Annotated in this window: 21 protein-coding genes; 13 read left to right on the top strand and 8 right to left on the bottom strand. The window is 70.2% G+C overall.

What is annotated here, in order from left to right:
• Positions 1 to 21 precede the first annotated feature (21 nt).
• The 3 genes from MB1_RS08000 to MB1_RS07990 are packed head-to-tail and all read left to right on the top strand — an operon-like array spanning position 22 to position 2,212.
• Positions 22 to 246: a hypothetical protein gene (locus tag MB1_RS08000; RefSeq protein WP_066905469.1), complete on the top strand. Its 225-nt coding sequence runs from the start codon at positions 22 to 24 to the stop codon at positions 244 to 246.
• Positions 243 to 1,397 (top strand): DmpA family aminopeptidase, encoded by a 1,155-nt coding sequence (locus MB1_RS07995; RefSeq protein ID WP_066905467.1) that lies wholly within the window; start codon positions 243 to 245, stop codon positions 1,395 to 1,397. Before MB1_RS08000 ends, MB1_RS07995 begins: the two co-directional genes overlap by 4 nt.
• Entirely contained in the window at positions 1,394 to 2,212 is an 819-nt protein-coding gene (locus tag MB1_RS07990; protein WP_066905464.1) for an aminoglycoside phosphotransferase family protein, read from the top strand. Before MB1_RS07995 ends, MB1_RS07990 begins: the two co-directional genes overlap by 4 nt.
• Before the next feature lie 333 nt (positions 2,213 to 2,545).
• Here the strand turns inward: MB1_RS07990 and MB1_RS07985 are convergent, their stop codons facing one another.
• Together MB1_RS07985 and MB1_RS07980 are read right to left on the bottom strand one after the other, a co-directional pair.
• The gene (locus MB1_RS07985; protein ID WP_066905462.1) at positions 2,546 to 2,863 is read right to left on the bottom strand and encodes a hypothetical protein; all 318 of its coding nucleotides are present in this window, start codon (positions 2,861 to 2,863) and stop codon (positions 2,546 to 2,548) included.
• 68 nt (positions 2,864 to 2,931) lie between these two features.
• Positions 2,932 to 4,719: a glycerol-3-phosphate dehydrogenase/oxidase gene (locus tag MB1_RS07980; protein ID WP_084351165.1), complete on the bottom strand. Its 1,788-nt coding sequence runs from the start codon at positions 4,717 to 4,719 to the stop codon at positions 2,932 to 2,934.
• Between the two features lie 130 nt (positions 4,720 to 4,849).
• On the opposite strand from MB1_RS07980, the gene glpK reads away from it, so the two are divergent.
• Complete coding sequence (gene glpK, locus MB1_RS07975; RefSeq protein ID WP_066905460.1) at positions 4,850 to 6,370, top strand: glycerol kinase GlpK; 1,521 nt, start codon at positions 4,850 to 4,852, stop codon at positions 6,368 to 6,370.
• A gap of 8 nt (positions 6,371 to 6,378) precedes the next feature.
• On the opposite strand, the gene MB1_RS07970 is transcribed toward glpK, so the two are convergent.
• Positions 6,379 to 7,782 (bottom strand): NAD(P)H-quinone dehydrogenase, encoded by a 1,404-nt coding sequence (locus MB1_RS07970; protein WP_066905458.1) that lies wholly within the window; start codon positions 7,780 to 7,782, stop codon positions 6,379 to 6,381.
• Positions 7,783 to 8,024: 242 nt separating this feature from the next.
• Between MB1_RS07970 and MB1_RS07965 the strand changes: the two genes are divergently transcribed.
• Complete coding sequence (locus MB1_RS07965) at positions 8,025 to 8,492, top strand: gamma-glutamylcyclotransferase family protein (protein WP_066905456.1); 468 nt, start codon at positions 8,025 to 8,027, stop codon at positions 8,490 to 8,492.
• Positions 8,493 to 8,513: 21 nt separating this feature from the next.
• Here the strand turns inward: MB1_RS07965 and MB1_RS07960 are convergent, their stop codons facing one another.
• The 3 genes from MB1_RS07960 to MB1_RS07950 all read right to left on the bottom strand — a co-directional run bounded on the left by MB1_RS07960 (position 8,514) and on the right by MB1_RS07950 (position 11,655).
• A complete protein-coding gene (locus MB1_RS07960; RefSeq protein WP_066905454.1) occupies positions 8,514 to 9,674 on the bottom strand; it encodes a M20 family metallopeptidase in 1,161 nt (386 codons plus the stop codon).
• Positions 9,675 to 9,766: 92 nt separating this feature from the next.
• Positions 9,767 to 10,963: an amidohydrolase gene (locus MB1_RS07955; protein WP_066905452.1), complete on the bottom strand. Its 1,197-nt coding sequence runs from the start codon at positions 10,961 to 10,963 to the stop codon at positions 9,767 to 9,769.
• Between the two features lie 5 nt (positions 10,964 to 10,968).
• Positions 10,969 to 11,655: an enoyl-CoA hydratase/isomerase family protein gene (locus MB1_RS07950; protein WP_066905450.1), complete on the bottom strand. Its 687-nt coding sequence runs from the start codon at positions 11,653 to 11,655 to the stop codon at positions 10,969 to 10,971.
• Positions 11,656 to 11,735: 80 nt separating this feature from the next.
• Between MB1_RS07950 and MB1_RS07945 the strand changes: the two genes are divergently transcribed.
• Positions 11,736 to 12,572, top strand: coding sequence for a purine-nucleoside phosphorylase (locus tag MB1_RS07945; protein ID WP_066905448.1), 837 nt, complete (start codon positions 11,736 to 11,738; stop codon positions 12,570 to 12,572).
• Positions 12,569 to 14,203, top strand: coding sequence for a phospho-sugar mutase (locus MB1_RS07940; RefSeq protein WP_066905446.1), 1,635 nt, complete (start codon positions 12,569 to 12,571; stop codon positions 14,201 to 14,203). The genes MB1_RS07945 and MB1_RS07940 overlap by 4 nt, the downstream gene beginning before the upstream one ends.
• A 32-nt stretch (positions 14,204 to 14,235) precedes the next feature.
• On the opposite strand, the gene MB1_RS07935 is transcribed toward MB1_RS07940, so the two are convergent.
• Positions 14,236 to 14,865, bottom strand: a complete 630-nt coding sequence (locus tag MB1_RS07935) for a DUF1707 SHOCT-like domain-containing protein (protein WP_066905444.1) — start codon at positions 14,863 to 14,865, stop codon at positions 14,236 to 14,238.
• Positions 14,866 to 15,107: 242 nt separating this feature from the next.
• Here MB1_RS07935 and MB1_RS07930 point away from each other — a divergent pair, with 242 nt between their 5' ends.
• A complete protein-coding gene (locus MB1_RS07930) occupies positions 15,108 to 16,370 on the top strand; it encodes a DUF4032 domain-containing protein (RefSeq protein ID WP_066905442.1) in 1,263 nt (420 codons plus the stop codon).
• Positions 16,371 to 16,437: 67 nt separating this feature from the next.
• Here MB1_RS07930 and upp read toward each other — a convergent pair whose 3' ends face one another.
• Positions 16,438 to 17,061, bottom strand: coding sequence for a uracil phosphoribosyltransferase (upp, locus tag MB1_RS07925; protein WP_066905675.1), 624 nt, complete (start codon positions 17,059 to 17,061; stop codon positions 16,438 to 16,440).
• 168 nt (positions 17,062 to 17,229) lie between these two features.
• Between upp and MB1_RS07920 the strand changes: the two genes are divergently transcribed.
• From MB1_RS07920 to MB1_RS07900, 5 genes are read left to right on the top strand one after another with little or no spacing between them, the layout of a single operon-like run.
• Positions 17,230 to 17,544, top strand: coding sequence for a type VII secretion target (locus tag MB1_RS07920; RefSeq protein ID WP_066905440.1), 315 nt, complete (start codon positions 17,230 to 17,232; stop codon positions 17,542 to 17,544).
• Positions 17,541 to 18,776, top strand: a complete 1,236-nt coding sequence (locus MB1_RS07915) for a C40 family peptidase (RefSeq protein WP_066905438.1) — start codon at positions 17,541 to 17,543, stop codon at positions 18,774 to 18,776. Before MB1_RS07920 ends, MB1_RS07915 begins: the two co-directional genes overlap by 4 nt.
• A complete protein-coding gene (locus tag MB1_RS25995; RefSeq protein WP_066905436.1) occupies positions 18,773 to 19,069 on the top strand; it encodes a hypothetical protein in 297 nt (98 codons plus the stop codon). Before MB1_RS07915 ends, MB1_RS25995 begins: the two co-directional genes overlap by 4 nt.
• A gap of 26 nt (positions 19,070 to 19,095) precedes the next feature.
• A complete protein-coding gene (locus tag MB1_RS25990; RefSeq protein ID WP_169801620.1) occupies positions 19,096 to 19,371 on the top strand; it encodes a YbaB/EbfC family nucleoid-associated protein in 276 nt (91 codons plus the stop codon).
• 34 nt (positions 19,372 to 19,405) lie between these two features.
• Positions 19,406 to 20,626 carry a SatS C-terminal domain-containing protein gene (locus MB1_RS07900; protein ID WP_066905432.1) on the top strand — a complete coding sequence of 407 codons (1,221 nt, stop codon included), beginning with the start codon at positions 19,406 to 19,408 and terminating at the stop codon, positions 20,624 to 20,626.
• Positions 20,627 to 20,802 lie beyond the last annotated feature (176 nt).

Raw genomic sequence — 20,802 nt, 5'->3', positions numbered from 1 at the left:
GATCGGGCTATCCTGGTTTTCATGGTCGATCGCATCGAGAGCTACAAGGACGTCGCCCAGGAAATGGTCGAGTCGACGGCCAAGCGGGTCGGCACCATCGCCACCATCATCACCGGCGCGGTCGCGGGCGTGGCCAAGGAGATCGGCGAGTTGGTCACCGACGGGTTCGAATTGCGCGACGCCGTTCGGCAGGCCCGACTGGACCGGGAGAACTCGACGGCCACGATCATCGATCCCGACGAGTGAACCCTCCGGCCCGTCCGGTTCGCGCCAGAGGTCTCGGCCTGGAGTTCGAGGGCACGACCGGCGCCCTCAATGCGATCACCGACGTCCCCGGCGTCGAGGTCGGACACGTCACCCTGATCTCCGGCGACGGCCCGCTGACCGTGGGTAGCGGACCGGTCCGCACCGGCGTGACCGCGATCCTGCCGCGCGGCCGGGAAGCCGTTTCGGTGCCGTGCGCGGCGGGTACGTTCTCGCTCAACGGCAACGGCGAGCTGACCGGGCGCACCTGGATCGACGAATCGGGACAATTCCAGACGCCGATTCTGCTGACCAATTCGCATGCGGTCGGCGCCTGCCATACCGGCGCCGATCGCTGGATGCAGCGCACCGTCCCGCCGGCGGCCAACCGCTGGATGCTGCCGGTTGTCGGCGAAACCTGGGACGGCTACCTCAACGACATCAACGGCGGACACGTCACCCCGGATGTCGCGGAGCAGGCACTCGACGCCGCCGCCCCCGGCCCGGTCGCCGAAGGCAGTGTCGGCGGCGGCACCGGAATGAACTGCTACGAGTTCAAGGGCGGGGTGGGCACCTCGTCGCGGACGGTCGAGATTCGCGGGGCCCGATACACCGTCGGGGTCTACCTCCAGGCGAACTTCGGCGCCCGCGAGGAATTGGTGCTCGGCGGGTTCCCCTTCGGTCGACGGACCGCCGTGCCCTGTCCGATCGCGACCGAGCCGTGGCTCGAGGCGGACGACGGCCGCACCGCTGTGGCCCCCGGCGCGGGTTCGGTGATCGGCGTCGCCGCGACCGACGCTCCCTTGCTGCCACAGCAGTGCGCCGCCCTGGCTCGACGAATCCCGCTGGGCCTGGCCCGTACCGGGACGTCCGGCAGCCACTTCTCCGGCGACATCTTCCTGGGGTTCTCGACGGCCAATGCCGGGGCGCTGCGCTCCGATATGGGCGGACGGCGAGAATCGCCCCTGGACCGACTCGACTTCCTGCCCTGGGGGGACATCGACCCGATCTACCGGGCGGTGGTGCAGGCGGCGGAGGAAGCGGTGGCCAATGTCCTTGTCGCGGCGGACGACATGGTCGGACGCGATGGGCACACCTCGTACGCGTTGCCGCATGCGGAGATCGAAGCCGCACTGCGCGTGCGACGCTCGTGAACACCGCCACCGCCGACGACCTGATCTCCGAATGGCACCTTCGGGTCGACGGGGACCCGATCGACGGCCACCGCTCGCTGGTGGTGCCCGTTCGAGCCGATGGACGGCCCGCTGTCCTGAAGATCGCGCCGCCCGAACAACACAATGCCGGCGAGCACCTGGTGTTGCGGCAGTGGAACGGTGACGGCGCCGTTCGGTTGTTGCGAGCCGATCCCCGTCGGCGGGCGCTGGTGGTGGAGCGACTGACCGGCGGCGACCTGACGACGGTTCCCGACGATCAGGCCTGCGCGGTGATCGCCGGCTTGTATTCGCGGCTGCATCGTCCGGCGTTGCCGCAGTTGGACGCGCTGTCTCATCTGGCACCGCGGTGGACGGCGGACCTGCAAGCGCTGCCGCGCAACGCCCCGATCCCCCGGCGACTGGTGGAACAGGCGATCGCTCAACTTCCCACCCTGGTCGACGCGCCGGACGGCGAGGTGACCCTGCACGGCAATCTGCACTACGGCAAGGTCTTGACCGCTCAACGGTCACCGTGGCTCGCCATCGGGCCGTCCCCGCTGCGGGGTGATCCGCACTACGACGTCGCTCCCATGTTGTGGAGTCGGTGGGATCGAATGGGCCACCACGCCCGCGAGGTGATTCGGCACCGGCTCTTCGTTCTGACCGATTCCGCCGGTTTGGACGAGGACCGTTCCCGGGCATGGACTCTCGTCCGGGCGGTCATGCGGGCGCTTCGCCTGCTACAGGACGGGGAACCCGCGGACAGCCTCGCCTTGACCCGGTTCGTCACCGTAGCGAAGGCGGTTCAGGACTGATCGTCCGCCCGAGGGCAGCGACATGCCCCGGCGTCTGCGGAGCGGCGGAATTCGACGCCCTCGCATGGTCATCGGAGAAGATCGGCGCGTCGAATTCGATCCACCGACACCGAGGCAGACAGTTGATGTAGCTGTTGACCCAATTGCCACCGGCCACCCGAGACCCCTTGGATCCATTCCTCGGAGCATCGGCTGCATTCCACTTGTCGACCGCCTGAGCACCTGCTTCCAGGGAGTAGCCGGCGGCCCTGCCGGCCGTATAGGTTCCGGTCTCGAGACTTACATCGCTCATGGCCCGGCCGATTATGGACTCTGCGTAGTGAACGGCGCCGCTCACCGCAGACCGTCCATCCCAGCCAGGCGGCGAGCGAATTCGTCGTCGGTGACGACATAGTCCTCGGCTGTGCCCTTTGCGGCAGTCGACATTTCCGCCGGTCGCTCGGAGAATATGTGAAGGGCTCCGCGCGTGGCATCAAGGGCACCGTCGAGCGCAGCGCCCGGGTCGGTGCCGGGAAAACCGCTGCTGCCGTCGGGCGGAACCGCGATCGACCGCAGCGCCCCGATGTGGATGCCCGGGTCATCGAGCCACGCAGACCAACGGCGAAGTGCCTCCGGATCCACCCCCACCCCGATGCCGGTCCCGTTCGGCACCCTTGCCGATGATCGGGCGCTGCGGTGGCGGCCCGGTGGGCGGCGAATGACCAACCAGTGGTGCGGGGTCAGCGGGAGTTGGGTACCGGTTCCAGGATCTCCTGCCGCGCCTCGGGGGCGGCGGCGCGCAGCGCGTCGGCCGAGGCATCGTCCGGTCGCGCCTGGGACAGGATCTCCGCTTCGACCCGAGCGGTATAGGTCGATACCTCGCGGTCGATCGCTTCCTCGTCCCACCCGAGGATCGGGGCGACCAGGCGGGCGACCTGCTCGGCGCAGGCCACGCCGCGGTGCGGGTACTCGATCGAGATGCGGGTGCGCCGGGCGAGGATGTCCTCGAGGTGCAACGCTCCCTCCGCCGCGGCGGCATACACCGCCTCCACCTGCAGATACGACGGCGCATCGGTGATCGGTTCGAGCAGCTCGGGCCGTCCCTCGGCCAGCGCGAGGACCTCGTCGATCAGCGAGCCGTACCGGTCGAGCAGGTGGGTCACCCGGTAGGGGTGCAGCCCGTGCTGCTCGCCGTAGGCGGTGGTCTGGTTGACCAGGGCGAAGTAGCCGTCGGCACCCATCAGCGGGACGCGCTCGGTCACCGAATCGGCCACCCGCCCGGGGATGTCCTGCTCGGCGGCGGCGTCGACGGCGTCCTTGGCCATCACCCGGTAGGTGGTGTACTTGCCGCCCGCGATCGCGATCAGGCCGGGAGCCACCCGCGCCACGGCGTGCTCGCGCGAGAGCTTCGAGGTCTGATCGCTCTCCCCCGCCAGCAGCGGACGCAGGCCGGCGTAGACGCCGTCGATGTCCTCGTGCTCGAGCGGCGTGGCCAGCACGGTGTTGACGTGCTCGAGGATGTAGTCGATATCGGCGCGGGTCGCCGCCGGATGGGCGAGGTCGAGGTTCCAGTCGGTATCGGTGGTGCCGATGATCCAGTGGGTACCCCACGGGATGATGAACAGCACCGACTTCTCGGTACGCAGGATGATCGCGGCCTCGCTGACGATGCGGTCGCGCGGCACCACGATGTGTACACCCTTGGACGCCCGCACCCGGAAGCGTCCACGCTGGCGGGACAACGCCTGGATCTCGTCGGTCCACACCCCGGTCGCGTTGATGACCGCGTGGGCCCGGATCTCGGTGACCTCGGCGGATTCACTGTCGCGCACCCGTACTCCGGACACCCGGTCGGCCTCGCGGATGAACCCGACGACCTGCGTCGAGGTGCGCACGACGGCGCCGTAGTGGGCGGCGGTGCGCGCGACGGTCATCGTGTGACGGGCGTCGTCGACGACGGTGTCGTAGTACTGGATGCCGCCGATCAGCGAGTCGCGGCGCAGGCCGGGCGCCATGCGCAGCGCCGCCGACTTGGTCTTCTGCTTCTGGGCGGGCACCGACTTGGCCCCACCGAGACGGTCGTAGAGGAAGATCCCGGCCGCGATGTAGGGCCGCTCCCAGACGCGGTGGGTCAGTGGGAACAGGAACCGCAATGGCTTGACCAGGTGCGGGGCCAGCGTCGACATCGACAGTTCGCGTTCGTGCAACGCCTCGCGGACCAGGCCGAATTCGAGCTGCTCGAGGTAACGCAGCCCGCCGTGGAACATCTTCGACGACCGGCTCGAGGTGCCGGAAGCCAGGTCGCGTGCCTCGACGAGGGCGACCTTGAGGCCACGGGTGGCCGCGTCGAGCGCCGCCCCCGCCCCGACGACGCCGCCGCCGATGACGACCAGGTCGTAGTATTCGGAGCCCAACCGTTCCCAGGCCTCGCGGCGGTACTCGGGGCCGAGGATCGCGGCCCCCGACAGTATTGCCGTCGGTCCGCTCACGCCGGATTCCCCGCTCACGTCCGTTCTCACAGAACTCATCGGCTCCAACCTTGTGCGACAGGCACGGATACGGGTGAGGCTACCGCCGTGGGCGGCCCGATGTGGTTCCATCGGTCTGCAGATTCGTCGGGCGTGACCGGCGACACGTTTCCCGAGAGGTGGACACGGTATGACGGCAGCCGGCGAGGATACGGCCGGACGGTACGTGGCCGCGATCGACCAGGGCACGACGTCGACCCGATGCATCATCTTCGACACGGCGGGCCGGCCGATCGCCACCGGCCGGCGCGAGCACCGGCAGATCTTCCCCCGCGCGGGCTGGGTCGAGCACGATCCGATCGAGATCAGGGACAACGTCCTGATCGTGGTGGAAGAAGCGCTCGCGGAGGCCGACCTGACCGGCGCCGACCTCGCCGCGATCGGCATCACCAATCAGCGCGAGACCACGGTGATCTGGGATGTCCTGACCGGTGAACCGATTCACAACGCGATCGTCTGGCAGGACACCCGCACCGCCGACCTGTGCGTCCGTCTCGGCGGCGAGATCGGCCCGGATCGCTACCGCGAGATCACCGGCCTGCCGTTGTCGACGTACTTCGCCGGACCCAAGATCGCCTGGCTGCTCGAGAACGTCGACGGCGCCCGCGCCCGCGCCGAGGCCGGCGAGCTGGCCTTCGGCACGATCGACAGCTGGGTGCTGTGGAATCTCACCGGCGGCGTCGAGGGCGGCGTGCACCGCACCGACGTCACCAATGCGTCGCGCACCATGCTGATGGATCTCGACACCCTGGCCTGGCGCGCGGACGTCTGCGCGGACTTCGGGGTGCCGGAGGCGCTGCTGCCCGAGATCGCCTCCAGCGCCGAGGTGCACGGGGTGGGCGCGGCCGGCGGGCCGCTCGCCGGGGTGCGGATCGCCGGCATCCTGGGCGATCAGCAGGCCGCCACCTTCGGGCAGGCGTGCCTGGAGGTGGGCGAGGCGAAGAACACCTACGGCACCGGCAATTTCCTGCTCCTCAATACCGGCACCTCGGTGATGCGCAGTACCCACGGGCTGTTGTCGACGGTCTGCTATCGCATCGGCGACGAGGCCCCGGTCTACGCGTTGGAGGGCTCGGTCGCGGTGACCGGGTCGTTGGTGCAGTGGTTGCGCGACAACCTCGGGATCATCGAATCCGCTTCCCAAATCGAGGAATTGGCCGCATCGGTCCCCGACAACGGCGGGGTCTACATCGTGCCCGCGTTCTCCGGTCTGTTCGCCCCGCACTGGCGGCCGGATGCGCGTGGAGTGATCGCCGGACTGACCCGCTTCGCCGACAAGCGTCACCTCGCGCGGGCAGCCCTGGAGGCCACCGCCTTTCAGACCCGCGAGATCGTCGAGGCGATGGAGGCCGACTCCGGCGTCGAATTGCACACCCTCAAGGTCGACGGCGGGATGGTCGCCAACAGCCTGTTGATGCAGTTCCAGGCCGACATCCTCGGCGTACCGGTCATCCGGCCGACCGTTCCGGAGACCACCGCGCTCGGCGCCGCCTATGCCGCGGGCATCGCGGTCGGGCTGTGGACCCAGGAGGATGTGCGCCGCAACTGGTCACGGGACAGGACCTGGGAACCGGAGCTGGACGCACAGACCCGCGACGCGATGTACGCCGAGTGGGGCAAGGCGGTCGAGCGCACCTTCGACTGGGCCTGATCGACGGGTCAGTCCAGGTCGTCGTGCTGCATCAGCATGCGGGCGGCCTCGGTGATCGACCCGGACAGCGAGGGGTAGACCGAAAAGGTGCCGGCCAGGTCGTCGACGGTCAGGTACTTGGTCACCGCCATGCCGATCGGCAGGATCAACTCGGACGCGTTCGGGGCGACGATGACCCCGCCGATCACCACACCGGTCTGCGGGCGGCAGAAGATCTTCACGAAACCGCGGCGCAGGCCCATCATCTTCGAACGGGCGTTGGTGTTGAGCGGCAGCGTCACTGTACGCGCGGGCACGTGGCCCGCGTCGATCGCCGCCTGGCTGATGCCGACGGTCGCGATCTCGGGGCGGGTGAAGATCGCCGAGGACACGGTCTTGAGCTTGATCGGCGAGACCGCCTGCCCGAGAGCGTGATACATCGCGATACGACCCTGCATGGCGGCGACGGAAGCCAGCGGCAGCAGGCCGGTGCAGTCGCCCGCCGCGTAGATTCCCGGCACCGGCGTGCGCGAGACCCGGTCGACGCGCAGATAGCCACCCGGATCGGTCTCGATACCGACGTTCTCCAAGCCGAGACCGCTGGTATTGGGCACCGAACCGACCGTCATCAACGCGTGGCTGCCCTCGACGACGCGGCCGTCGGCCAGGATGACCTCGACGCCGCTGTCGGTGCGGGTGACCGACTCGGCGCGGGCGTGCTTGACCAGGGTGACGCCGCGCTCGGCGAGCGCGTCCTCGAGGACGAGGGCAGCGTCGGCATCCTCGCCGGGCAGCACCCGGTCACGGCTGGACACCACGGTCACCTTGACGCCGAGCTCGGTATAGGCGGAGACGAACTCCGCACCGGTGACACCGGAACCGACAACGACGAGGTGCTCGGGCAATTCGTCGAGGTCGTAGAGCTGGCGCCAGGTCAGGATGCGCTCGCCGTCCGGCTGCGCGGTCGGCAGCACGCGCGGGCTCGCACCGGACGCGATCAGCACGACATCGGCCTCGATCTCGCGGACCTGGCCGGCGTTGAGCGTCGCCTTCAGGGTGTGCCCGCCGGTGGTGGTGCGCGCCCCGGTCAGTTCGGCGCGACCGGCCAGCACGGAGACCCCGGCGTCCTCGAGGCGGCCGCGGATATCGGCGGACTGGGCGGCGGCGAGGTCGCGCACGCGCTGGTGCACCTGTGGCAGCGAGACCGACGCCTTGCTGGGGTCGAGGTCGATACCGAGGTCGTAGGCGCGGCGCAGATCGGTGCGCACACCGGTGGAGGCGATGAACGTCTTCGACGGCACGCAGTCCCACAGCACGCAGGCACCACCGAGACCGTCGGAGTCGATCAGGGTGACCTCGGCGCCGTTCTGCGCGGCGACATGGGCCGCCTCGTAGCCCGCAGGCCCGCCGCCGACGATTGCAATCCGCGTCATGTTCTCCCGTTCCTTCGATCGCTTCGTGAGCCGACCGGGTACCCGCCGGCGGGGGCGAAGGGTGTCGCCCGCGGCGCCGGGGCTGTGGCGCGTACCCGGTATGTCGGCATCGCCGCCCGGGCCTCGATGGTGTCGCCCGGGTGCGGTGCGCGCACCAAGCCTAGCCGGCCGATGCCCCCGGCGATGACCGAAATTGGCTTCGGCCCGGCGCCGACCCCGTGCGAGCGGCTAGGCTGTCCGCCGTGCCGATCTACGCCGCCTACGGATCGAACATGCATCCGGAGCAGATGATGGAGCGTTGCCCGCACTCGCCGCTGGCCGGGACCGGCTGGCTCGAGGGCTGGCGACTGACGTTCGGGGGCGGCGACATCGGCTGGGAGGGTGCTCTCGCGACCGTCGTCGAGGAGCCCGGCAGCCGCGTCTTCGTCGTGCTCTACGACGTCTCCGAGGACGACGAGCGCAGCCTCGACAGCTGGGAGGGCTCGGAACTCGGCATCCATCGCAAGATTCGGCTGCGGGTGGCGAAGGAGGCGGGCGGCTCCGAACTCGCCTGGCTGTACGTCCTCGACGCCTACGAGGGCGGCCTGCCCTCGGCTCGCTATCTCGGCGTGATGGCGGAGGCGGCCGAGATCGCCGGCGCCCCGCACGAATACGTCCAGGACCTGCTCGGCCGCAACAGCCGCAACGTCGGGCCCGGTACCCAACCCTGACCCGGCGGTCCGCCGGCCCGCTCAGTCCTCGAGCGGGCCGCCCACGGCCAGATTGACCAGCGATCGCACACCGACCGCGAGTGCCCGCTCGTCGATATCGAAACTCGACTGGTGCAGGTCCAACTGGGGCCCGCTGCCCGTCCACACCCCGAGCCGGCCCATCGCACCGGGCACGTGTTCGAGGTACCAGGAGAAGTCCTCGCCGCCACCCGACTGTGGGGTATCGGCCAGCACGGTCGGGCCCTGCGCGATCACGGCGTTCTCGAATCGGCGGGTCGCCGCGGCATCGTTGATCACCGGCGGCACCCCGCGACGGTAGTCGATATCGGCCTCGACACCGGTCGGGGCCAGCAACTGCGCGATCAGCTCGCGGACCAGGGGTTCGAGTTCCACCCAGGTCTGCCGATCACCGGTGCGGACCGTTCCGGTAAGCACACCGGTGCGCGGAATCGCGTTCGACGCCTGGCCGGCGTGCACGGCGCCCCACACCATCACGGTGCCGGTTCGCGGATCGACCCGGCGGCTGAGCAGTCCCGGCAGGCCGGTGATGACCACGCCGAGCGCGTAGACCAGGTCGGCGGTCAGATGCGGCCGCGAGGTGTGGCCACCGGAGGAGCGCAGTCGCACCTCGATCCAGTCGGCGGCCGAGGTGATCGCACCGGTGCGCAGCCCGACGTGGCCGACCTCGAGATGCGGATCGCAGTGCATCGCGAAGATGCTGTGCACCCCGTCGAGGGCGCCGCGGGCGATCACGTCGAGCGAACCGCCCGGCATCGCCTCCTCGGCCGGTTGGAAGATCAGCCGCACCCCGTGCGGCAGGGTGTCCATCTGCGCGAGGGCGTGGCCGGCTCCCAGCAGGATCGCGGTATGCGCGTCGTGGCCGCAGGCGTGGGCGACCCCGTCGACGGTCGAGGAGTACGACGCCCCGGTGAACTCCTGCAGGGGCAGCGCGTCCATATCGGCGCGCAGCGCGATGCGCGGAGTGTCCGGCCCGAGATCGCAGATCACCCCGGTGCTGTCGGGCAACGGCTGCGGATCGAGCCCGGCCGCCTTCAACGTCTCGACGACAAATGCCGCGGTCGCGACCTCGTTGCGCGCCAACTCCGGATGCATGTGCAGGTGTCGACGCCACTGCACCAGTTCGTCACCGTGGTCGGCCAACCACCGGTCGGCGGCACTCATCGAGCCTCCTGCTTGCCAGTTTCCGAGGGATCCCTGCGCACCGGCGGCATGCACACGCGCCACCGGGCATTCGGACCATTATCCTCGCCCCGCTATCGCGACCCGTCACCCGGTCGGGGACTCGCCGGGCGCAACAGCTTCTCGCGCTGCCGGGGATCGGCCGCCGCCGCGGCCGCGACGACGGCCAGAGCGATCGCACCGTCCTCGATCGCGGCGTTTGCCGACGGTCCCACCACGGCATCCGCGAAGGCCGGCTGGTGCAGCACGGCGCCGCCGGCGTCGATCCCGATCAGCGGGTGGATGCCCGGCAGCACATTGGTGATATTCCCCATATCGGTGCTGCCGAAGGTGTCGACCCGTTCGCGGTCCGGCGGCAGCGGCGAGCGGCCCCGCGCCAGGATCGCGGTCCGGTAGCTCTCGACCAGCCAGGGGTCGGCGGTCAGTTCGTGATACGTCGGGCAGACCCGGTGGATCTCGTGGGTACATCCGGTGGCCCGGGCGGCGCCCGCATAGCAGTCGTCGATCCGGGACCACAGCTGCGCGAGGCTCTCCCGGTCGCCGGCCCGCAGGTAGTAGGCCAGTTCGCTGGACGCGGGGATGATGTTCGGGGCCACGCCCCCGTTGGTGACGATGCCGTGTACCTGCTGGTCCGGGAGCAGATGTTGGCGCAGCAGACCGACCGCCACCTGCCCCAGGGTGGCCGCATCCGCCGCGTTGCGGCCCAGATAGGGCGCGGCCGAGGCGTGCGCCTCGAGGCCGCCGAGCCGGATCACGATGTCGTCGAGGGCCAGCGAGCGGGCGTCGACGACATCGCGCGGCGCCGGGTGCACCATCGCGGCCATCCCGACACCGTCGAAGACCCCCCGCTCGAGCAGAACGACCTTGCCGCCGCCGCTCTCCTCGGCCGGGGTACCGATCACCCGAACGGTGACGTCCAGGTCGGCCGCGACGGCCGCCAGCGCGATACCGGCCGCCGCCGAGGTCGCGGCGATCACGTTGTGCCCGCAGGCGTGACCGATACCGGGCAGGGCGTCGTACTCGGCGCAGAACGCGATCGTCGGGCCACCGTCGCCGATCCGGGCGTCGAAAGCGGTCGGGACGCCGACGATCCCGCGGGTCACCTCGAAACCGTGTCCGGCGAGCAGGTCCGCGACCAGCGCGGCGGAGGCGTACTCCTCGAACGCGGTCTCCGGGTTCGCGTGCAAGGTATGCGAGAGCGAAATCGCCTCGGGCAGCACCCGCTCGACCGCCCGCTCGATCACCCGATTCGCATCCGCACCGGCGGCCATCGCGGTCAGGTTCCGGAGAGTGTGGCGGGCGCCGCCACGGCCAACGCGTCGAGTACCGGGCGGTGGATGTCGCGCTTGATCCGGCCGAGGACCTCTCCCCGGTTGCCGGCATTGCCCGCCGCCCGCTCGATCGCGGCGGGCAGCAGGTCGTCCAGCGGTGCGGCGGCCTCGACGATGCCCCGCTCGGCCGCCTCGTTGCCACCGAAGCGGCGGGCGGTGGTCATCGCCTCGATCGCCACCGTGCGCGGCAACCGTTCCAGCAGCAGGGCATTCATGCCGGTGGTGAACGCCATCCCCAGGGCGACCTCCGGCAGACAGAAGTAGCCGCGGTCGGCGCGCATCAGTCGACCGTCGTGGATGACCGCAAGCATCGCTCCGGCGCCGAAAGCGTGTCCGGTGATCGCGGCGACCGTCGGCATCGGCAGCACCAGGATGCGCGCATAGAGCGCGTGCACCCGGTCGAGGTAGGCGCCGATATCGGTGCCCGGCGCCATCAGATGTTCGACATCGAGACCGTTCGAGTAGAACTTCGGTCCCCCCACGGTGACCAGTCCGGCCGGACCGGTCGAGGCTTCCACCTCGTCGAGCAGGACGCCGACCTCGTCGAGCCAGGTCGGCGAGAAGCGATTCTCGGGATTGCTGTCGTCGAGATGCAGGACGAAGACCTGATCGTTGCGTTCGAGGGAGGGCATGGCCGGATCGTAGCGGGGGTGCCGACAGGTGCCGCGACGTCGGTCCCCCGCCCACCCCGACGGCACTATGCTGCGATGCCATGACAGCTTCGACGCCCGGCACCGTCGACGAATCGACGCCGGAGCAGGATCCGACCGCGGCGGCGCAGCGAGCCGCCGCGGTTCTCGCCGACATCACCGGGGTCGAGGCCCATGATGTGGCGGTCGTCCTGGGCACCGGGTGGGGAGACGCCGCCGATGCGTTCGGCACCCCGATCGCCACCCTGGCCACCTCCGATCTGCCCGGCTTCGCCGGACCGAGCGTCTCCGGCCACGCCGGACAGATCCGCTCGACCCGCCTCGGCGACTACCGCGTCCTGGTGTTGATGGGCCGCAGCCACCCCTACGAGGGGCACCACCTCTCGACCGTCGTACATCCGATCCGGACCGTCGCCGCGGCAGGCGTGCGCCACGTCCTGTTGACCAACGCCGCCGGTGGGCTGCTGCCCGAGATGACGGTCGGCCAGGCGGTCGCGATCAGCGACCACCTCAATCTGACCGCCCGCTCGCCGTTGATCGGACCGCAGTTCGTCGACCTGGTCGATGCCTACTCCCCCCGGCTGCGGGAGTTGGCCCGGCAGATCGATCCGACCCTCACCGAGGGGGTCTACGCGGGCCTGCCCGGGCCGCACTTCGAGACCCCCGCCGAGATCCGCATGCTGCGCACCCTGGGTGCCGATCTGGTCGGGATGTCGACGGTGCACGAGACGATCGCCGCCCGCGCCCTCGGGCTCGAGGTGTTCGCGGTGTCGATGGTGACCAACGCCGCCGCCGGGGTCACCGACGGCCCGATCGATCACAGCGCCGTGGTGGCCGCCGGCGCCGCCGCGGCCGATCGGGTGGGCTCGCTGCTCGCCACGCTGATCTCCCGATTGTGACCGGCCCCGAATCCGAACTCGTCGACCCGGCCGTCGTCGACGCCTGGATCGCCGACGATCCGGATCCGGCCACCCGCGCGGAGTTGACCGATCTGCGCAAGCAGGACCCCGAGGAATTGGCCGAGCGCTTCCGCGGCCGGTTGACCTTCGGCACCGCCGGGCTGCGCGGGCCGCTGCGGGCCGGGCCCAACGGCATGAACGAGGCGGTGGTCTGCGCGGCGACCGCCGGGCTGGCCGACTATCTGCGCGAACACCATTCGGGTGGGATCGTCGTGGTCGGGCACGACGCCCGGCACGGCTCCCGCCGTTTCGCCCGCGCCTGCGCCGAGATCCTGGCGGGCGCGGGGTTCGACGTGGTGGCCCTGCCCGGACCGCTGCCAACTCCGCTGGTGGCCTTCGCGGTTCGCCGTCTGGGAGCGATCGCCGGGGTGGTGATCACCGCATCGCACAATCCGGCCGGGGACAACGGCTACAAGGTCTACCTCGACTCCGGATCGCAGATCGTCGCGCCGGTCGACGCCGACATCGAGCGGCGCATCGCCGCGGTTGCCTCGGTGCGCGACCTGCCGCGTCGGCAGGTGATCGGCGGCGACCGCGGCGTGATCGACGCCTATATACGCCGGGTCGCGTCGCTGCCGCGCGGTGACGCTCGGGTGCTGCGCATCGCGCTGACCCCGACCCACGGCGTGGGCGGCGATATCGCCCTGCGTGCCCTGCGGGCGGCCGGATTCGACGACATCGCCGTGGTCGCCGAACAATTCGACCCCGACCCGGACTTCCGCACCGTCGACTCGCCCAATCCGGAGAACCCGGCGACCACCGCCCGCCTGCTCGCCCTCGCCGAACGTGTCGACGCCGACGTGGCGATCGCACTCGATCCCGACGCCGACCGGTGTGCGGTGGGCATTCTCGGGCGCGACGGTTGGCGGATGCTGTCCGGCGACGACGTCGGGGTTCTGTTGGGGGCGCGTCTGCTCGCCGACGCTCCCGTCGACGCCGTGGTCGCCACGACGATCGTCTCGTCGACGATGTTGGGGCGCATCGCCGACGCCAAGGACGTGCGCTGCGTGCGCACGCTGACCGGGTTCAAGTGGCTCACCCGCGCCGCCGACAATCTGCTCTACGCCTACGAGGAGGCGATCGGCTACTGCGTGGATCCGGAGGCCGTCCGCGACAAGGACGGCATCTCCGCCGCGGTGATGGTGGCCGACCTGGTCGCCGATTTGCGTTCCACCGGAAGGACTGTCGACGATCTGTTGGACGACCTCACCCGCCGGTACGGTGTGCACGCCGTCGACCGGGTCACCCGGCCGGTCGACGATCCGGCGCAGGCGGCCGCGGTACTCGACCGGTTGCGAGCCGACCCGCCCACCACGATCGCGAACGAACCGGTGCGGGTGCGCGACTACGCCGACCCGGCACTGGCCGAGACGTCACCACCCTTGCGCACCAACGCGATCGAGCTGATCGGCGACGGCATCCGGATGGTGGTGCGCCCGTCGGGGACCGAACCGATCCTCAAGGCGTACCTCGAAGCGGTCGTTCCCGTGGTCGGCGACGACCCGGGGCCCGCGCGCGCCGAGGCCGCCCGTCGCCTGGCGATCTGGCGGCAGGTCGCCACCACGCTGTAGGGCGGACCGGCCGGTGCGGAACGGTCCGGCGGTCAGTCGTCGTCGGGGTCGGCGCCCAGCTCGGCGACCTTGACCTCGACGCCGCCCATCAGCGCGAAGCCGCTGACCCGGATGTGCGGGGCGCCGGGGTCGGCGGCGATGTGATCGGTGCGGGAGAAGCCGCCCATCACGCCCATACCGGTCGTGGTGACCGAGACCTCCGGGGGCACGATCACCTGGACGCCACCCATGATCGCGACGGCGGAGATCGTCACCTCTGTCGTGGTGAAAACCGCTTCGCGCAGGTCGATTTCGCCGCCGCCCATGATCGCCAGGGCGTGCACGGTCGCCGGTACGCTCCAGCTACCGTGCAGGCGGAAGCCGCTCATGATCGCGATGCTGCGCTTGGCCCCGAGCGCGGTGGCCGCCGCGACCGGCCGGTCGGCGCCCGGCGTGGGATTCTGCTGCCAGACGTGCGTCGGCACCAGATCCTGGACCAGCGGCACCAGATCCGAACGGGTGGTGGCCGCCCACACGTCCTTGAGCCGATCGTCGTACTCGAGCACGCTGAGCCGGCCGTCGCCGACCGCGACGCTCAGCAGATCGGCGACCCGCTGACGCTCGCTGTCGCTGACCCGCAACCGCAGGTGGTCCGGCTGCGCCGGTTCCGGAAGGTCGGCCATGCGCACAGGATAGGCCGTCGGGGCTCCGACGTCGCCGCATACGTTCGTACCGCCGGGTCCGTTGAATACCGCGGGTTTCCACCGGGGCGGCGCGGTAGGCAGGACCTCGCCGGAACTGCGCCGCAGGTGGCGGGCACGTCCGGGCGGATTCCCACCACATCGCGCCGTCGCGGGCCTACCATCGCCGATGTGATCACCACTGCCGTTATTCCGGAAGAGGTGCGACGGATCGGACCGTCGCGGTGAAGCTGCAGATCTCGAATCCCGCGGATCATCCGTGCATCACCACGCTGCCGTTCGCGATCCCGCTCGAACAGTGGGAACTGCCGCACCAACGCCGCGTCCTCGGTCTGCACCGACACGTGGTCAAGATCGTCGAACTCGACAACGGCGGCCGCGGCCGGCGCACCTCCTATGTGGTGAAGGAACTTCCGGACAAACTCGCCGAGCGCGAGTACCGATTGCTGCGGTGGCTGGTGGAGCAGTCGCTGCCGACGGTCGAGGTGGTCGCGGCGGTCACCGAGCGGTCGGAGAGCCGCGAAGGGCTGATCATCACCCGCCATCTCGACTACTCGCTGCCCTACCGCAGCCTGCTGTCCGGGCACGGCCTGACCATCCCGTATATCGGCGACCGCGTCCTCGACGCGCTCGTGGGATTGCTGGTCCGGCTGCATCTGGCCGGCTTCTACTGGGGTGACTGTTCGCTGTCGAATACCCTCTTCCGCCGCGACGCCGGCGCCCTGGAGGCGTACGTGATCGACACCGAGACCAGCGAGGTGCACCCGACGCTGACGAAGGGGCAACGCGAGACCGATCTGCAGATCGCCCTCGAGAACCTGGCCGGCGGCCTGCTCGATCTGCAGGCGGGCGGCAAGCTGGTCCCCGGGATCGACCCGTGGAAGATCGCCGGCGGTCTCGCCGACCGGTATCGGACGCTGTGGAACGAGGTCACCGGCTCCGAGGAGTTCGACAGCAACGACATGTGGCGGGTCGAACAGCGCATCCAGCGCCTGCACGAGCTCGGATTCGACGTCGACGAGGTCGAGGTACAGACCGCCGACGATTCCGCCCGGCGACTGCGACTGTCCCCCAAGGTGGTCGAGAGCGGCTATCACGAGGATCGCCTGTTCGCGTTGACCGCGCTGCACGCCGGGCAGAACCAGGCGCGTCGGATGCTCGACGACATCCACCGCTTCGCGGTGGAGATGCGTTCGCGCACCGGAAAGCAGCTACCGGAGAACATCGCAGCGGTGCGGTGGCTCGACCAGCGTTTCGAGCCGATCGTGGCCGCGATCCCGCCCGAGCTGGTCGGAAAACTGCAGGCCGCGGAGATCTTCCACCAGATCCTCGAACACCGGTGGTACCTCAGCGAACGGGCGGGCCGGGACGTGCCGATGCCGGAGGTGGTCCGCTCCTACGTCGACTCGGTCCTGCGCGGCGCTCCGGACGAGAAGACCCGTATCGATCCGCCCACCGCCGGATTCGTTCTGCCGGTCGACGGCTGAGTTCGACCGCCGGTTCAACTGCCCGGTTCGACTGCCGGGTTCGACGGCAGCGACCCGACAGCCGGTATCAGCGCGGTCCGAACTGCCGATCGCCCGCGTCCCCGAGGCCGGGCACGATGAAGGCGTCCTCGTTGAGCCGCTCGTCGATCGCGGCGGTCACCAATCGCACCGGATAGCCGGATTCCTCCAGCGCCGCCACCCCCTCGGGGGCGGCGACCACGCAGACGGCGGTCATATTGTCCGCGCCGCGACTGACCAACAGTTCCAGCGCGTGCAACAGCGATCCGCCGGTGGCGAGCATCGGGTCGAGCAGGAAGACCGGCTGATCCGCCAACTCGTCGGGCAACGACGCCAGGTAGGGAACCGGCTGATGGGTCTGCTCGTCGCGCGCGACGCCGATGAACCCGACCCGCGACTCCGGCAGCACCACCGAGGCCTGCTCGACCATGCCCAGGCCGGCCCGCAGCACCGGCACCAACAGCGGCGGCCGCGTCAACCGCGCACCGCGAGCGACGCCGACCGGGGTGTGCACGACGATCTCGTCGATCGGCGCGGTACGCAATGCCTCGTAGAGCAGATAGGTGGTCAATCGCGACAGCACCCGCCGGAACGACGCATTGGAGGTGTCCGCGTCGCGCAGTGTGGTCAACGCCACGGCGGCGAGCGGATGATCGAGCACATCGACCTGCATGGTCGGAAACACTAACCCGCTCGCGGATTATCGGCGCGGCACGGAACCGCGCGTGCGTACCGCCCGTCCTATAACGACGACGGGTAGAGATCGGTCGCCGCCGGCGGCGACCGATCGCGGAGGTCCGGACGCGGCGACCGCGTTCCGGACGCGGAGGGGGCGATCGATATGACCACCGGGATCACCGCAGCGGGGGCGGAGCTGGCGGCCGTCGCCGGCGCGCACCGCTCGGCGGCGGCGCAGTTGGTGGCGAGCGCCGGGGCGGCGACGGTCGACGCGGCCGTGGTCGCGGCGGCATTCGGGCCGATCGGCGCGGACTTCGCGGCCGGCTTCACCGCCGCCGCAGCCCGCTTCTCCGCCGCGATCGCCGAGTTGGGGGCGGTGCACACGGCCTTCGCGGAGCAGGTCGACGCGTCCGCCGCCGGATACGCCGCCGCCGATACCGCGGCCGACTCCGCGATCCGTGGGGCGGGGCTGCCGTGATCGACGCGTTGACCCGGCCGATGATCGACCTGCTCGAGGAATGTGGGACCGGCCTGCTGCCGGAGGGCGAGCAGAACGATCGCCTGCTGACCGCCGGATGTGACGGGTTGCGCACGGCGGCCTCGATGGTCGATCGCGCGCTGACCGAGGCACCCGCGACGCTCGGCCCGGCGGTCTCCGCGGTGATGTCGGCGGGCGGTCAGGTCCTGGCCGCCGCGGGCACCGCCGGGGGCGGCTCCGGATCCGGGTGGATCGGCGGAGCCGCCGATGCCGCGGCGAGCGCCGCCGCCGATGCGGTGCGATCCGCGGCGATGCTGGCCGAACACGGCGAACAACTCGACGCCGTGCTCCGGCAGGGACTCGAGGCGATGCGGCGGGCGGCCGCCCGAATCGCGGAGGTGATCACCTCGTTCGTGTCGGCGGCGGCCGCGATGGCCCCCGCCCTGGCCACTCCGGCGGGCCCGGCGGCCCTGATCACCCTCGCGATCGAGCATCTCGGCCGGGCGACCACCATCGTCGGCGAGTTGCGGGCCGAGCTGTCGACGTTGACCGCGCAGGTCGTGCAGCTGACCGAGCCGCCGCCGACCCCACCTCGACCCGGTGGCGGCGGGGACCCGGTCGCCCAGTTGGCCGGTGGGATGCAGGCGGCCGAACAACTCGTCTCGACCGGTACCCGAATGTTCTCCGGGATCACCGAGGCCCTCGGCGGCGGCGTCGGGTCGCCGGCCGGGGGCGCCGGCGCGGGGGTGCTGCCGGGGGTCGATACAGCGGGCGCCGGGTCGCCGGTCGACACCGGTTCGGCGGGATCGACATCCGGTTCGGCCGAGATGGGGCCCGGGTCCGTCACCGTCACCCTGCCCGACGGCAGCACCGCCACCGCACCGAACGAGGCGGCCGCCCAAGCGGTGCGCAGCGCCCTGACCCAACAGGGCGTCCCCTATCAATGGGGCGGAACCACGCCCGGCAGCGGCCTGGACTGCAGCGGCCTGACGCAGTGGGCCTACGGCGAAGCCGGTATCGACATCCCCCGCCTCGCCCAGGAGCAGAGCGTCGGCACCGCGGTATCCGCGGACGGCCTGCAACCCGGCGACCTCGCCGTCTGGGACGGACACGTCGCGATGGTGATCGGCAACGGCCAGATGATCGAGGCGGGTGACCCGGTGTCGGTCAGCGACATCCGGACCACCAACAGCGGCATGGCCTTCCACGGCTTCTACAGGCCGACAACATGAGTTCCGCGGTGGCCGGCAACCGCTCCGGCAGTTTGCGGGTGCGGGTCGACGACGCCGGTACCCTGCTCGCCGTCCACATCGATCGCGACGAATTGCGCTACGGCGGAGCATCACTGGCGGCGGCGATCCTTTCCCTCTACGAATCCGCACACGCCGATGCCGTCGATCGCCGCCGGTCGGAGTTGCTCGACTACGGCATGACGCCCGATGTGGTCGACCGGATTCACCCGCCCGTGGACCGCCCCGATCGCCCGACACCGCCGTCGGATCGTTCCTGGATGCGCGACCTGTGACCGATCCGAACCGAAAGGACCCCGTGGTGCGAGCGAAGGAACGACTCGAAGCGCTCGAACGTGCGGCCCGCGAATTGTCGACCACCTCCCATACCGGTCGGTCGGCCGATGGTCTGGCGGCCGCGACGGTCGACGGCAGCGGCCGAATCGTCGATCTACGCCTGCCACCGTCGCTGCTCGGGCTGTCCGCGGACCGGCTCGGCGCCGCGATCGTCGCCGCCGCGGCGGACGCGGAACAGCGCGCCCGGGCCTCCCGCGAGACGGTGCTCGACGGCCTCGACCACGACCTGCGGCGGTCGTGACGGACTGCCGGCTTCCCGGGATAGGCTCACCCGCGTGACAGCGGATATCGTGCCGATCGAGCTGGGATTGACCGACGGCAATCTGGTGACCCTGTGGGCACCTCTGTGGCGTGAGGACGACGACGAGTGGCAGGCCTTCCTCGGCGCGGACGACGCTCTGTTCGGCTTCGAATCGGTCGCCGACCTGACCGCCTTCGTGCGTGGCGGGGCCGATAACGATCTGTCCGACCATCCGCAGTGGTCGACCGTGCGCGAGCTGTCGGCGTCCGAGCTGGAACCCGCCGATGAGAACCGCTACGACCTGGTCGGCGTACTCGAGCTGGTGGCGGCCGACGCCACCGAAGCGAGCATCGACCGGTTGCGCGAGGCGATGGAGATGGCCCGCACGATCGGCGAGGTCTGCGACCTCGAGCCGGTGGAGGAGTTCTTCACCTCCAACCCCAGTGTCACAGCGGTATTCGACGGGCTCGACCCGTTCTACGGCCGCGAGGGCGCGACCCTGTGGCGGAAGATCGGCGCCGCCGTCGGCAGCGGATGGGACGCGGTGCTCGACGCGATCGATTCGGTCGTCTCCACCCCGGATGTCGACGCCAAGCTCGTGGTGGTGGCGCAGGCCGAATTGGACGCCCCCGACGTTGTCGAGGACGACGAGCCCGAGGACGACGACGAGATCGAGACCGACACCGATCTCGACGATGAGACCGAATCCTTCTGGGAGGCCGTCGGAATCGATCCCATCAGGATCATCACCGGCGACAACACCTTCGTCACCCTGCGCTGCTACGTCGACGAATCGCCGATCTTCCTCGGCCGACAGGGCACGATCCTGGTCTTCGGAAACGAGCGGGGCCTCGCCCGCTATCTGGCCGACGACCACGACCACGACCTCACCGGCCTGAGCACCTATCTCGCGGTACAGACCGCGGCCACCGACGGTTCGCTCGAGGTCGAGGTCGCCGACGACAATGTCTACGTCCTGCCGGGCACGGCGGACGATCTGCGCGCCGGACCGGACGATGTCGACCTCGATCAGCTCGACCTGAACGTCGAGTTGTTCAGCGATGCAGCCGAATACGCCGGCGACGAGTCGGTCGAGGAAGCGCTCGCCCCCAATGTTCCCCTCGGGCGGTACATCAACTACCTGCTCGACGGCGACGCGGCCGCGGCAGCACCACACCGCCCGCCGTTCGTCATGGAGGCGGAGGCCTGGCGTGATCTCGAGCACCAGTTCGAGGGACGTTTGCGGCGGGGCTGATCACCACACTCAGCCGCTGCGAGACCTTCGGAGTTGATTAGGTAAAGGGTCGGTCTCGAACCGGACAACACGCATTCCCCGAGTCGCCGCCGTGCCATTGATATGGCACGGTATGCATATCCGCTTCGGATCCCGGCGATCGGTTGGAATTCGGTCACCGAGTCAACCCTCATGGG

Origin of the sequence: Millisia brevis NBRC 105863, from assembly GCF_001552615.1 — a bacterium.
In the GTDB taxonomy this organism is placed as follows: domain Bacteria; phylum Actinomycetota; class Actinomycetes; order Mycobacteriales; family Mycobacteriaceae; genus Millisia; species Millisia brevis.
This window is presented reverse-complemented; position numbering and strand designations above follow the sequence as displayed.